Below are 13,939 nucleotides of genomic sequence, written 5' to 3' on the forward strand. Positions count from 1 at the left end.
ACTTCCGTAAGAGAGAGCTAGAATGGGAGTGTATTTCTGATCTTACGACTATCTTTAACAAGAGTTAAAGTGAGTCTAAGCAGCACTAATCTATATCAATCAGATGAAAATAGAGCATCGCAGCTACCGAAGATACAAGCGTTATCATTCCAAAAAGACCTGGAATAAATATCAAAACGTCGGCCACGGCTCCATCTCCGACCGAAATAAAATCCAGCTTAATCTGGTAGCCATCAAAAAATATACTAGCCATATAAAATAATACACCGCCCCATAAGGCTAATACGAGACCGAGGGAGATCAGCCCTTCCTGCCCTGGCGTCAAGCCCAATGCCGCCAGTGAAATCCCGAAAACAATCACTAAAATCCCGCCAAAAAATAGCCCCGCATATAACGGTCGCCAAGCGGATGAAGAGCCTAAAATCTGCAACTCAAAAAACTGAGATAGTAAATCTAGCGGGATATTAAAAAATAGCTGGAGAAGCAATACAAAACCACCAAGCAAGCCAAGCGCCAGCGACAGAACACCATGAACAAAAAGTGGAGTATTTATTATGTTTTTCATCATTATATAAAGTGTATTTTATAGCGTATCGAAAACACTACTTTTATTATAAAAACGCATCCACGATTAAAGCTTACTCCGCTCGCCCCAATGCACATCGACACCACAAGCCCCCTAACTATATCGGGGGCGATGCAGACGACGCTGTGACCGAGAAACAAGAAATCCAAGCGTTTACAAGGAGACGCCAAACAACCAGACTAACTGCGCAAAGCCTACCAAACCACCGAGCACGCCGCCCAGAAGCACCACTAATAACTGATCCTGCTCAAAAGCAGGTAATAGTAGCTGCTGAAACTCCTTGGGCTTTAAGGCCGCCATTCGCTTGCAAATCAAGTCGATAATCGGTTTCGCCAACTGTTGATTGGCCTCCGGATTATCGATTCTTTCAATGATCCGGCCCGCAGTATATTCCACTGATTTCTTCTTCAAATCTCTAAACGCTTCTGGACTGACGGCCAATTGAGCGGCGATTTTTCCCAGCATGTTTTTATTCAAGGCTCTGGTAACGTGGCGATTAACAATACGATGCACTTCCATACTGTTAGGCCCACCCCACAAATAGTCTACAAAGGCTTTAGGACTAAAGAACTGAGTGGTAAATACTTCCGCAAAGTCTCGACTCACCTCCTGCTGTCTACGCAAATAGAGGCCCTGAATTTTAAATGGACCGATCATTTTTGCCTCAGCTGGATGCGCGATCATCTTCAGCGCGATCCAGTTTGTGCCAGCGCCAACAAATACGCCAAAGGCAGGGAGAACCCAAATATGTGGAAACAGATACCAACACAAGGCCTGTATACACCCCAGGGGAAAACCAAACAATAATCCTGAACGAATAACAAAACGCAGCTCGTTGCCCGCACAACGCAGAAACAACTCATTGAGCACTTCTGGGTTATCACGCACCTGGCTCTCTGCAATGGCAGTAAAATCCACCAAATGGTCCGCGCGGTCACCAAACTCCTTGAGTATTCCCCTAGCCACATCCGGCAACTTGTCTTGAACCTTAGAAAAAACAGCCCTTTTCACCATATCAGGAGCATAATTCCAAGATTGAACGTTCTCCTCTACCAGTACATCTTCTATCCAATCATTGATATGAGGCCCGATCATTTCTTGGATATAACGAACAGAGTCACCGTCATCTAAGACCGCAACAAGTTCTTTTGGTGAGCAGATTTTGGCTACCGACATATTCACCAAATTTCGAATCAAACGTATCCGCAGACGAGGGATGATGCCCTGCCAGCCAAAAAACTGACCAATTCCCACAAAATTCACTGGGTAAAACATCATCTTGATGCCCAAGAGGTTAGTCAGCCATCCGACACCTGCCGTTAAGGGCGCTATAATTAAATACGGTATTAGCTCTGTCCAAACCACGCTCATCTCCATCTCGGTAATCAGTAATCAGTAATCAGTAATCATCTTATAAAAACGGAATTTCGCAATATAAAAAGGTATCTCAACGATAGGGGCCAATTTAAATACAAGGCAGTCAAGGCTATTGGCCATCAACAAACTCCGGTTCCCAAATAAATTCATGGAGCTGTTCGACGACACTTCGCTTGCGTTTCATAAAGACGCGCTCTTATGACTTACCATGAATATTTTGTCAGAGATGAGTGCAGCCTTCCCAGTGACTTATAGTTCTTTAAACTCTTTGGGAGAGCATCCTGTCCACTGCTTAAAGGAGCGAGAAAAATTGCTCGCACTGGCAAAACCAAGCTTATAAGCGACTTGATTAATACGCAGATCGCCAGCTTTTACATATTGCATTGCCAAATTTCGGCGGATCCGGGTAACTATGTCACCAAACGCTGCGCCCTTTTCTTCTAATTTTTGGTGCAGCGTTCTCTCACTCATCGCCAACTCCTTAGCAATATCAGCCTTGCCAAAATGGCCCTTTTCCAAGCCCTCTACCACTAGCTGTTCCACCCGATAGATAATATTCGACTTAAATATTCTATTTAACTGCTCTGTTAACAACTTGTCATTGAGCATTGCCATTTCTGGATTTGCGCTGGGCAATAACTCTATAGCGCTCCTGCGGGAAATTCTCATACCATCAAAAGGCGCATTAACAATGAATTCGCACTGCGCAAAGCCCTCAAGATAGGATTCGACATTTGGACTAGAACAGCGCCTAAGGAAAACTTGGGAGAACCCCGTCCCAACATCTCGAATCTCTCGAATAATAGAAATAACTGCAGCGACAAAACACTCTAAAACCCTATCAAATGTCTCCATCTGCGCCAAAGGACTCGCTGGCGCTGAGATCACCAAAAGAATATGCTCTTCTTCCTCGATCATATCAAAATGACCCGCTGAAATAAGATAGGGCAAAAACCGCTGCAACCGCTCAGCTACACCGATCAAGGTGGTACTGCAGGAAATAGCAAACCCTAGGGCGCTAAGATCAGCGGCCTTAATTCCGGCAAATATTTTAACCCCAATACAGGGGTCACCAGACTTATCCGTAATATAATCTATCAACGCACCAAACTGTTCAAAAGAGATGCGCTCGATCGGGTTATTAACCGACGGTATAGCTAAGCCTACGTCTGAAAAAACATTCTCCACGTTAAGCCCATGAGCCGCCAGCGATCTGGCAACTAGACCGCTAAAACTGGCCGTAAGATTTACTTCGCCGATAATATCGAGAAGATCAACTATCTCACTGGCATTTGAGCTTTGATTATTATTTTCCATAACTAGACATTCTACACCTAGCATCCCCAGCCTCAAAGCCAATAAATTGGCCTGAGCGCCATATGAATGTATTCGATGAGAAAATACCAGCAACTCGCCCCTAATGAATACATTTTCTCCGCGAGAGCATACAAATTGAGACCTATTCTAGGGAAGCCACTGCTAGTATCTAGTCATATAAATAACTAATAAATTAGTGGAGACTAGATAATGGCTAACTCATCAAGCGCGACGCAACAAAAAGACGCAAACCCAGCACCAGTAAAGAAGCTTGCTCGACTAAATTTTAACTCTCACCTAAATGACGAGTTGGTAGAGCAAACATTTGGCACAGAAATCTTACGAGAAGCGAGAGCACGGCTAGAGACCACAGAATTTCAGGAAATGCTGAACCGCCTATTTCAAACCGGCGATGTGACGTCTGATACCCTCGCCAAGAAAATGAGGGATCCCAAGGTAAAAAGCGATTATCAGACTGCCATTAGCAAAGGACTCGATGCGGTCGATGAACCATGCGAAGAACTCATTAACTTTATGAACCACGCCGTCAACATCCCGTCTTTTTTTGATCGGGAGCTTATCGAGGTCGGCGCGGAGGTCTTTTTAACCCGTTTCAACCCACTCACATTTTTTGCCTTTGGTTGGCCCTGCGCTGGACTCCAAGGCGCGTCCGTCGGTATAGCGGCGGCAGCCTGGATGACGAACCAGCCGCCAGAAGCAATGTCGCTAATGGATAATATCAAACGCGATGCAGCCTATCCCCGCTTGGTAGTGCGCTTTTTAGAAACGTTTAGATGGTTCACCGAAGTCGCCCAACCCGGCGCCGGACAGCTATACAGTAACGCCTTTGAGGCAAACTGCCGGGTACGGATGATCCACTCCCACGTACGCAATAGCGTGAAGGTCGATCAGGCTAACTGGAAGTTCACCCCGCCCCTAGGCTGGAATACCGATGAGCTGGGTACCCCACTCTCTGCCGCCGAAGGCTCAATTGTTGTAACCACATTAGCAACTGCGATCATGCTAGCTAAACGAAAATTAAGCATGCAAGTTAGTCAACGTGAAATGGATGGCCTCTTTCAATTCACCAGCTATCTTAACTATATGCAAGGGGTTCCCGAGGAACTGCTTTTCGACAATGCTCATGATACCTCGGTATACTTTGCAGCCTACCTAATGTCGATGGATCCCAACTGCTACAAAGACGCAGTAGACGCCACCTATTACGGGATACAGAATCTCCACCTTGAAAAAAGCTTGTTCCCCGATTCAAAAGTAACTCAGATACTGATGAGCGGTTTACTGCAAGCTTCGTGGCAGGAGATTTACGGCAACCGCCACCAGGAGTTTTACAAAACGCAAAAGCCGGCGCTATGGGCGAAGACACTGTTTAGATCAGTCAAGATCGGTGCCAAGGGCGTAAATATGGCCAGTAAGTATTCACCTTTTCTTAAACGCAAACTTAATGACTCAGGGCTCGCGCTGTGGAATGACCTATTCCCTAATGCTGAGAAAAAAATAAAGCAGCACTATAAATCCGTTACTAACGGTACTGAGCTAGCATAAATACTGAGCATAGGAATAAAATCGTGAATACTACATCAGCAAATATAGTAGCAAAACGCAGCGTGGTGGAAAAATCCAGCATCGCGCTAGCGCTGGATAGCAACGACAAAGCGGCTATTCGGCGCTACCAAAAAAACACACCAAAACCGGATATAAGTCATATCCCGGGAGACAACGGTCTACCCTTTTTAGGCCATTTTTTCCCATTCGTTAATGACATTCACGGCTGGCTAGATAAGCAATATCAGCAGCACGGCCCAGTTTTCAAATTTCGCAGCCCTATTATCGACGCGGTAGTCTTAATCGGACCAGAAGCCAACAAGCTTGCCTTTCAAAACGAAGGCCAAATTTTATCAAACTATCTGGCGTGGAGCCCGACGTTTGAAACGCTTTTCGATAACAGTCTGCTAGCGCGTGACTTTAAGGATCACAAAATTCATCGCAAGACCCTGCAGGCTGCGTTTAAGCGGCCTGCGATAGAAGGTCACATGGCTCTAATGAATCCTTTAATAAAGGACGACTTAGCAACATGGCCAAAGGGTAAAACCATTAACAGCATGAACCACATTAAGACACTGCTGCTAAATGCTGGCGCCAATGTTTTTCTCGGCTCTAAAACCGGCGAAAATACAGATAAGATAAACCAGGCTTTTATTGATATCGTAGCGGGCACATCTGACCCAATACGTAGCAAAGCTATTTGGTTTTCGCCCTACGCAAAAGGTGTAAAGGGAAACAAAACGATAAGTAAATATATTTTCGATAACATCAAGGAGCGCAGAGCTACCGAAAGTCGGGATATGTTTTCTTATTTATGTAATCTCCGCGATGATAATGGCGAACTAATGAGCGACAAGGCCATTAGGGACAACCTAATATTCCTATTATTTGCCGCGCATGACACTACAACCAGTGCACTAAGTGCGGTACTTTATGCGCTTGCCTCAAACCCAGATTGGCAGGAAGAACTTCGTGAAGAGATGCTCGGTCTTAATAAGGAGTTTCTTGAGTTTGACGACATAGATAAGATGGAGAAGACCAGCTGGACCATTAGTGAGGCGCTTAGAATGTACCCTGCGCTACACGGAATGCCACGCTACGCATTAAAAGAGTTTGAATTTAAGGGCCACACAATCCCAGCTAATAGTAATATTTTAGTATCAGCTGTTATGAGCCACTACATGCCGGAATACTGGACAGCTCCCTATACATTCGATCCACTTAGATTTTCACCGGAGAGAGCAGAGGATAAAAAAGACTTTTATCAATACATTCCCTTCGGTGGCGGCGCTCACAAATGCCTCGGAATGCACTTTGCTCAGGTGCAGGCAAAAATGTTTCTTTTCTATTTACTAAAATCGAATCGCGTAAGCAAAGATCCAAAGATGACATCCTACAAAGTTAACCGAGTGCCACTTGCCTTCCCTACGGATGGCTTGCCACTTAAATTCACAGCGATTTAATCTCGCCCTGCAACAGATGGTGAGCTTTAGGGTAGTCAGTCGCCCTAAAGCTCACCACCAATCAAACGACATAATTGAAAACGCCCCCAGGTTTGATATAAGCCAATGGGGGCGCATGTCTATTGACGGCCTCAGCTAAAAGGTCATCAAGAAAGGGAACAACTAGTCTTCTAATATCTAAGGCCAGACATAATAATGAAAATAAGCGCGCCGCTCACAGCAAGGATCCAGAAGTACATTGATCCACGCAGCCATTTAGGTGCGTAGTGTAACTCCATAAAATAGTCCGTGATCAAACTAGCCTTCAGGCCAACCAACATAATGACTAAAATTTCGGCGCTGCGCTTGGGCAGATGGTTAATAAACCAGTCAGCCTCAATTACTACAAACGAAAAAACCGTAATAACTAAAAGGATTATATAGACCGAAGCCGTCGTTACCAAAAAACTACGCGAACTTAGTTCACCACTCATGCTATGGCACCAAATAGAACAAAGAGAATAACAGCAGCCAAAGTAGATCTACCATATGCCAATAGACACCCACTCCTTCGAGTAAACCTATACTAGAGGAACTACCATTTGCGGCCTCCTGCTTGCATCGACTGCGCAACCAGGTGAGTAAACATGCACCGATCAGCACATGCATCAGATGAATGCCGGTGAAGGTAAAGTAGAATTCATAGAATCGGCTACTGGTGACCCCAATGCCGGCATTGATCTTTTCCACATATTCAAAGAGCTTAAAGAATACAAATAGGAGACTAAGGGCGAGTCCCGATAAGAGGGCGTTTGCGCTCGCAGATGGCTTGCCTGATCTATAAAGGATCACGGCCCTTGCTACGAAAAAGGAACTCGTCAATAGAACTAGGGTATTTATCAGACCAACACCCTGATTTAAGGACTGCGAGCCGTCCACAAAGACCTGATAGGTTTCCGGGCTCTCGAAGCGGCGCAGCATAAATGCCACAAACATCGCTCCAAAAACCACAAGATCACCAAATATAAGCACCCAAAAACCGGCCTCCACAGGTACATGAGAGCCGGCCTTGACAGTAAGTTCTCTATTCATCGCTACTAACTAGCATACGCAGATGAATTGGCTTTTGATGAAGCGCTCACTTCAACACCTTGAAGTTTCTTAACCGCACCCCAAAGCGCAACCATCATTACGGCAAAGAAGGCAAACAAGGATATATACGGCAGCCAAAATCCGAATAGACCGTCGTAGGCAAATGGGCCTTGGGTAAAGATATTAATCACACAGGCCGGAGCGCCAAGGGGAATAATCCACATACAGAAATAGCCGAACCATCTAGGGAACAAGGGGTTGGCCTGCTGATCTTTAAATACCGCAATACAAATACACATTACCTGTACAAGTGTCGCCGAGCCTACCCAGGTAGCGACTAACCAACCACCATCATGTAAGGCCTGGGTGATCTCAACCGAACGCTCGGGTCTAAACGCAGCGGTTCCCCAGAAAATCAACATCATGAAAGTGAAGAGAATACCGAATATACCGCTGGCAAGCTGGACGTTAGCCAAGATTGGCATGCCCATCGCCCGCTTCATGACTTCAGCCATAAGAACGAAGAGCGGGATTATAAACGCGAGGCCAAACATTGCGATGCTAAGACCAATTTTCTTCATTAAATTATTTTCTTGATAAAACGCTGCAATTTCGCCGGCACTGGCACTTGCCTGACCCAGCGGAGGCAACATCGGCGCGAGCACAAACACGCCAAGCACCACACAGAAAACAAAAAATCCGGTGCTATATATTGAGTATTCCGCATTTTGAAAGCGGTACTTTTCGTTATCTTTATTCATGACATCCCCACTATTATAGTTTTTAAAAAGCATCTGTAATTATGTAAATCTAACTTACTTTACTTTCTCTATCTTCCCACCGTACAACAAACTCTTTCATATCGGCCGTTTTCATCGACTCCCTATACGAAGCAACTGTGTCAGGCCACACATTAGGATTGCCATTTTTATCTAGGTAATAACTATTGCAGCCAGCCGCCCATATCGTATCTGGCATCGACGCGATCAATTTATCATTGAAGATTTTTGTGGCCTCTGCACTTGCCTGTACAGACAAGAATTCACCTGACAATATTTGCTCTATTAAAGGCATGAAATAGCCAATCTGCCACTCAGCGACTTCAATTACTGAGAAATTGGTAAGTGGGCTATTGGGGCCCATAATCATAAACATATTTGGGAACTCAGGAATTGCCACTCCCCTTAGGGCGAATTCGCCATCATCCCAAACATCATCAAGTAATACGCCAGCTTCGCCACGTATTTTCATGGGACGCATATAATCGTGCATGCGGTAGCCGGTCGCCAAAATAAGAACGTCCATTTCATGCAATTTACCGTCAGCCGTTCTTATACCCTTGGGCTCAATCGACTCGATACCCTCTGTCACCAAATGGGCATTTTCTTTTTGCATGGCGGGATAAAACGTTTCTGACCAAATAAAGCGCTTACATCCCGGCTTATAATCTGGGGTCAGCTTGGCCCTTAAGTCTGGGTCTTTAATTTCACCTAGGCGATCCATGCACTGCTGCTTGAGATTGGCAGTAGTCTGTCCCGTGGTATCAACAAGAATACCATCTACCATCTTCTCAATGCTTTTAAGCATTCTATTGGCCGTATCCTGCATACGCTGCGGATCATCTCTTAAAGCTTGGCGCTGAGATTCACTAACGTCGGGATTGCCGCCAATAAAGGGCGCAACCCAATGGGCTGTGCGTTGAAATAACTCTAGGCTTGCTACTTCATCAATAATTGCAGGCACTAATTGGGTACAGGTGGCGCCGTTACCAATAACACCAACTCGCTTGCCTTTTAAATTTAGGCTTTCATCCCACTTGCCGGTGTGAACCAAATCTCCAGCAAAATCGTCCATACCGGGTATGTCTGGATAATTGAGGTTTCTCAGCACCCCAGTCGCCATAATGACAACGTCAGCGATATCACTTTCGCCATCAGTGGTTTTGATATGCCATTTATTATCCAGAAAGTCGGCTTCAGCGACTTCCTTATTAAACTGAATATAGCTATTCAAATCGTATTTAGCAGAGACGTTGCGGCAATACGCCCGAATCTCCTGCCAAGCAGGATATTGGCGACTAAATTCTGGGCTGCGCTCAAAGGAAAAGGTATAAGACATTGCCGGCACATCGCAGGTCAGACCGGGATATTTATTGGTCTCCCAAGTACCGCCAACATTGGCATTTTTTTCATATACCGTAACATTGCTATATCCGGCCTCTAGCAACTTTATAGCGCAGGCCATTCCGGAAAAACCGGCGCCGACGACAATTACTTTCTTATTGGATTTTTTCTCAAATACCATTGCAATCTAACTCCAGCATTAACTCTTGTAGACTATCAGACGCTGCTCACATGATGCATATACTCAATCCCTATAGAATACTAAAATGCGCAAAATGAATCAGAATCAAGCAGGCTAATACATGCTCAGATAATGAGCTTATTAGCTACTAATAATTGAAGCTATAGATCTCGATCATCGCCGACTGTGCCGAGCGTCCTCGGCCACTAGGGCATGCTGTTAAACCAAAGCCAGTTTATCGATTTATATGGCCAATTAGGCGTATTTACTTTCATTTCAAACCCCCTGGTTATTCAAACCCGCGCCTTTCTTATGCGAGCGTAGTGGCGCGATCGTGAGTAATTCCATCAGCTATATAAGCTGACAATGCGTATACCGTAATCTGCGGATTAACAATGATCGAGCTTGGAAATAAGCTAGCATCCGCGACATAGAGATTTTTTATATCGTGGGTTTCACCGTTTGGACTAACTACGGCGGCGCTTTTGTCAGCACCCATTCGCATCGTCCCCTGCGGGTGATAAGACACCATACGCAAGGTATGCACTTCATTCTCCAGTTTATCTAAGGCCGGCCCGAGATCGCTCTCGGACTCAAGCACAGTTCGACTCACTGTCGGCAAGTAGACGCGCTTCGCGCCCGCAGCGAAAAATATTTTGGCCGCAGCGCTTAGTGCCTTCTTCATGGTCGGAAAATCAATATCAGCTATGGCATAGTTTATTTCTTTCTTACCGGCATTCAGACGAATGTGTCCCACATTATGATCATGAATTAAGGTCACCATCGTTGCGTAATTCTTTATCTTTGACATGAAGTCTAAATGCGCAGCGCCCGTTCCAGGCTCGGTACTGAGAGCCATTTCAATAGGACCAGAGCCTCCCCCTTCCAATATAAAACCACCTTTATCAGGGTGCATATACTCGTCAACATAGCTGCCAAGTAAGGCGCCTCGCCATGGATGTATATCTTCTTCAAATTCAGCAACTACGGCTGACGAGGGGTGACACGCAAAGTTTTTTCCTACCTGGGCGCTGCTATTCGCGATACCGCTTTCTAGGAATAACAACGGTGTCTGAATGGCGCCGGCGGCGCACACTACAATAGCCGCGTTCACCTTTATATCGGCCACAACAGCACCACTAGCGTCGCTAGTACGTGCCGACACGCCTTTAGCCACGCCTGCTTCCGTGTGGATTTTAGTAACTTTGGTGTCAGCGTAGAGGCTAGCACCCAGCTCTAAGGCCCACGGAATATATGTAACGAGCATTGATTGTTTGCGATCGGTTTTACAACCAGCCAGACAATGACCAGTCATCGCACAGGCCCGAGTATTGCGGTGCAAGCGCTTCCAAGAAATTCCCAGCTTATCGCAGCCGCGTATCTGTATGCGGCTATTGGCATTAATCTCGTAGTCTTGATTTTCGTGCACGGAGAGATTCTTTTCTACTTCTTCATAGTAGGGGCGTAAGGCTTCCATTGTGAGATTGTTAAGCCCAAACTCCTGCTGCCACTGCTCTAACACGAAATCTGGTGTGCGAAACGTCACACAGCCGTTCACCACCGTTGAACCACCTACGCACCGCCCTTGGAGGACACCTAGATCGCCATCTTTATTAGTTTGTGCGCCGCCATCCTCGTACAGAAGCTCCATCATATCAGGCAGTTCTTCGTTGAACTCGCTTGAGGGCACATAAGGTCCCGCCTCAAGAATCACCACGCTCATACCGGCCTTAGCGAGCTTATAGGCCATTACCGCACCACCCGCACCAGAGCCAATAACCACCGCGTCAGCATCTAATACGATCTTTCTATCTTTAATATCCTTAGCTTGAATAATATTTAGCATTCACAATTCCACTATTTTTATCGTTTGCATATCTGGTTTACTAAACTGGAATGGGTGCATTTCCAAGCGAGGGTAGATTCCAGCGATCGGAGACAGGGCCCTCATACTCCAAGGGCAGCCATGTTCTCTCGTCACGCCAGTAGGCTAAATAGATAAATTTCTTAAGCACCGTGGCTATAGCGCGCTGCATAGACAGGCCGTTTTGCCAATCGTCAATATATGAGCGTGCATCTTGTGCATCGAGTTTTGAAAACTGGGTAAAATGGCGGCTAAATACTGCAGAACCATAATTAAATAGCTTTAAAGCCACTTTAAGATCAGCTTGTGTCTTCGGATTCATCTCGCCGATCATAGTATCGACGTTGTTGATGATGGGGATAGATGAAGCTGCAACCATCGGGGTTCCCTCGGTAGGTAGCAAGGCTTCTATAAGCTTCTCGAGTACAGTTATCTCGGACGATCCAAGATACTCAATACCTGCGGGCGCAACACGAACTTCTGAACTACAGCCCGTCAGGCCAAATGTCATAAGCCCAGCGCCCACTGTTAAGCCAGACACCAAAAAACTCCGGCGACTAAAAGGCCGAAGCGAGCGCTCCACATCATGACTAAAGCTAGTCTTATTAGTCATCTCACAACCTTGGAATAGATTTTTAAGCTCAACTGGCTATTATTACTAACAATATCGACGCTTATCTTCGTCATACTTATGCCTTATTGTTATTAGAGTAAAAGCCGGATAAATCCGGCTTAACTAGGGTTCTCACAGTCAAAGAGATACCAAGACCCTCGCTTATGAGCAGGGGCTACTAGCGAGTAAACTTTTTGGCGTTGGCGTTATCGTGAGACCTAAAATTGACTTCAGTTTCACTGTCTTTAATCCGCATAAGCTTTTTATAGCCATGAACGAAGGTGCCGTCATGATGAAAGCGATCACTCCAAACATTATTCGGCTTATACTTGCCACGAATATCATTAAACGTTGCCCAAGCCGTCAGCGCCGCCGGTAAGTGACGGGTTACGATGTTCGGTTTTTTAATGTATTTCACTTCCGTAGACAGCTCCTCTCCCGCCATTTTCCAAAGAAAGCTGCCAACGAAATCCTGAAATATAAAATTAACCATCGGTGCTTGCCATGCGGGTGATCGCTCGGTAATAGACTCCTTAATGCCGACAAAAAACGCTTTATTAAGCTCATCGCTAAAGACTGAGGGCTTGCCTTGAGTCGCAATATAGTGATCCAGCAAATACAAGCTTTCCTCGATATTCATCGGAATGCCATTTTCGTGACCACCCATCAAATAAACCACGTAGCGCCACAGCATATCCACGGATTCCATTTGGTCTTCGCTAACCGATCCGCCATATCGCTGCAATACCAGCAAGCTCAATATGCCAAATACCGGAATGCCCACCAAGGTATCAGGCTGTGACATCGGGTCACCATCGGTATCATAATTAAAATAGTCGCCATTTTTCTTGTACATTTGATTGCGTACAAAGGCGTGCATTAGGCGCACGTGCACTGCACACTCAAAACCATAGGAGTAGCGTTTTAAGCCCTGGGGCTCAGCCAATGACGTTATGAAATGCAGACTTTCCACCATGCGATTTTCTTTCTGGCGGACAAAGCGCCCGGTGGCGCCGACCGGGATAGATGTTGCGTAACCGTGGGTGGTAAATAGCAGCGGCAAGAAAGCACCAATACTGATTGCCCAGAAAGGAATATTGCTAAAGAAAGCGCCACCGGCCTCAATCTTACTCCAATCTACCCAATCAGGAACACGATCAAGCTGCTTGAAGAGCGCGACAAAGGCAGGTGGGGGGCTATCGATGGCATCGATGCCCTCTTTCATCGCCTTGCTGAACATTTTTCGGCCTTCGCCGCCCTTCATTTCTGATATAGCAATAACGACGTTGTCCATTAACTCGTCGCCCTGCCAATAGAGATCGTTTACCCGAGCCGGGTAATCTCCCACCATCGTCGGTGCTGCATACTTACCTACGGGGCGGAGTCCCTCGAGAAGAAATTTGCGCATGCCATACCAGGCCGAGTTGTTTTTAATACGCGCTGGCGCTGGTCGCAATGGATCGGTGTCACGGCGATAATAGCAATAGGGATGAAAACCTGTGGATTCACTCTTTGGGCTAAATACTCGTGAATCACTACTGTCATTACTTAATTTTTTACCTGATGCTTCTGCAGTAGCCATGTTCTATCTCTCCGGAACGCGTCGGGCTCAATGATTATTATCTGAGCGTATTATTATCTTAACAACCATCTTAGTTAGTCCTTTCACTTTATGTATACCTCTACAAGCTCAATGAATCTAATTTAGCAGACAATGCATACAAAGGAGCCTAGGCAAAAAAATACATTAGCACGTGTATGGGTATAATTATTGAAGT

12 protein-coding genes are annotated in these 13,939 nt (G+C 45.7%); 2 read left to right on the forward strand and 10 right to left on the reverse strand.

What is annotated here, in order from left to right; all coding sequences use genetic code 11:
* Positions 1 to 85: 85 nt before the first annotated feature.
* From AB4875_RS14685 to AB4875_RS14695, 3 genes are all read right to left on the reverse strand, one after another.
* Positions 86 to 568, reverse strand: a complete 483-nt coding sequence (locus tag AB4875_RS14685) for a styrene oxide isomerase (protein ID WP_368376809.1) — start codon at positions 566 to 568, stop codon at positions 86 to 88.
* A gap of 171 nt (positions 569 to 739) precedes the next feature.
* On the reverse strand, positions 740 to 1,951 hold the full coding sequence (locus tag AB4875_RS14690; protein ID WP_368376810.1) for a DUF445 domain-containing protein: 1,212 nt from the start codon (positions 1,949 to 1,951) through the stop codon (positions 740 to 742).
* A gap of 261 nt (positions 1,952 to 2,212) precedes the next feature.
* Positions 2,213 to 3,280, reverse strand: a complete 1,068-nt coding sequence (locus AB4875_RS14695) for a helix-turn-helix transcriptional regulator (protein ID WP_368376811.1) — start codon at positions 3,278 to 3,280, stop codon at positions 2,213 to 2,215.
* Positions 3,281 to 3,490: 210 nt separating this feature from the next.
* Between AB4875_RS14695 and AB4875_RS14700 the strand changes: the two genes are divergently transcribed.
* Together AB4875_RS14700 and AB4875_RS14705 are read left to right on the forward strand one after the other, a co-directional pair.
* Entirely contained in the window at positions 3,491 to 4,846 is a 1,356-nt protein-coding gene (locus AB4875_RS14700; RefSeq protein WP_368376812.1) for an oxygenase MpaB family protein, read from the forward strand.
* Positions 4,847 to 4,869: 23 nt separating this feature from the next.
* On the forward strand, positions 4,870 to 6,309 hold the full coding sequence (locus AB4875_RS14705) for a cytochrome P450 (protein ID WP_368376813.1): 1,440 nt from the start codon (positions 4,870 to 4,872) through the stop codon (positions 6,307 to 6,309).
* A gap of 170 nt (positions 6,310 to 6,479) precedes the next feature.
* On the opposite strand, the gene AB4875_RS14710 is transcribed toward AB4875_RS14705, so the two are convergent.
* The 7 genes from AB4875_RS14710 to AB4875_RS14740 form a co-directional block, all read right to left on the reverse strand.
* A complete protein-coding gene (locus tag AB4875_RS14710; RefSeq protein ID WP_368376814.1) occupies positions 6,480 to 6,782 on the reverse strand; it encodes a cytochrome C oxidase subunit IV family protein in 303 nt (100 codons plus the stop codon).
* 1 nt (position 6,783) lies between these two features.
* On the reverse strand, positions 6,784 to 7,380 hold the full coding sequence (locus tag AB4875_RS14715; protein WP_368376815.1) for a cytochrome c oxidase subunit 3: 597 nt from the start codon (positions 7,378 to 7,380) through the stop codon (positions 6,784 to 6,786).
* 5 nt (positions 7,381 to 7,385) lie between these two features.
* The gene (locus AB4875_RS14720; protein ID WP_368376816.1) at positions 7,386 to 8,141 is read right to left on the reverse strand and encodes a hypothetical protein; all 756 of its coding nucleotides are present in this window, start codon (positions 8,139 to 8,141) and stop codon (positions 7,386 to 7,388) included.
* Positions 8,142 to 8,190: 49 nt separating this feature from the next.
* Positions 8,191 to 9,684 carry a flavin-containing monooxygenase gene (locus AB4875_RS14725; RefSeq protein ID WP_368376817.1) on the reverse strand — a complete coding sequence of 498 codons (1,494 nt, stop codon included), beginning with the start codon at positions 9,682 to 9,684 and terminating at the stop codon, positions 8,191 to 8,193.
* Positions 9,685 to 9,994: 310 nt separating this feature from the next.
* The gene (locus AB4875_RS14730) at positions 9,995 to 11,530 is read right to left on the reverse strand and encodes a GMC family oxidoreductase N-terminal domain-containing protein (protein WP_368376818.1); all 1,536 of its coding nucleotides are present in this window, start codon (positions 11,528 to 11,530) and stop codon (positions 9,995 to 9,997) included.
* A 40-nt stretch (positions 11,531 to 11,570) separates the two neighbouring features.
* Positions 11,571 to 12,161: a hypothetical protein gene (locus tag AB4875_RS14735; protein WP_368376819.1), complete on the reverse strand. Its 591-nt coding sequence runs from the start codon at positions 12,159 to 12,161 to the stop codon at positions 11,571 to 11,573.
* Between the two features lie 178 nt (positions 12,162 to 12,339).
* Entirely contained in the window at positions 12,340 to 13,743 is a 1,404-nt protein-coding gene (locus AB4875_RS14740; RefSeq protein WP_368376820.1) for an oxygenase MpaB family protein, read from the reverse strand.
* Positions 13,744 to 13,939: the final 196 nt, after the last annotated feature.

Origin of the sequence: Zhongshania sp. R06B22, from assembly GCF_040892595.1 — a bacterium.
Lineage (GTDB): Bacteria > Pseudomonadota > Gammaproteobacteria > Pseudomonadales > Spongiibacteraceae > Spongiibacter > Spongiibacter arctica.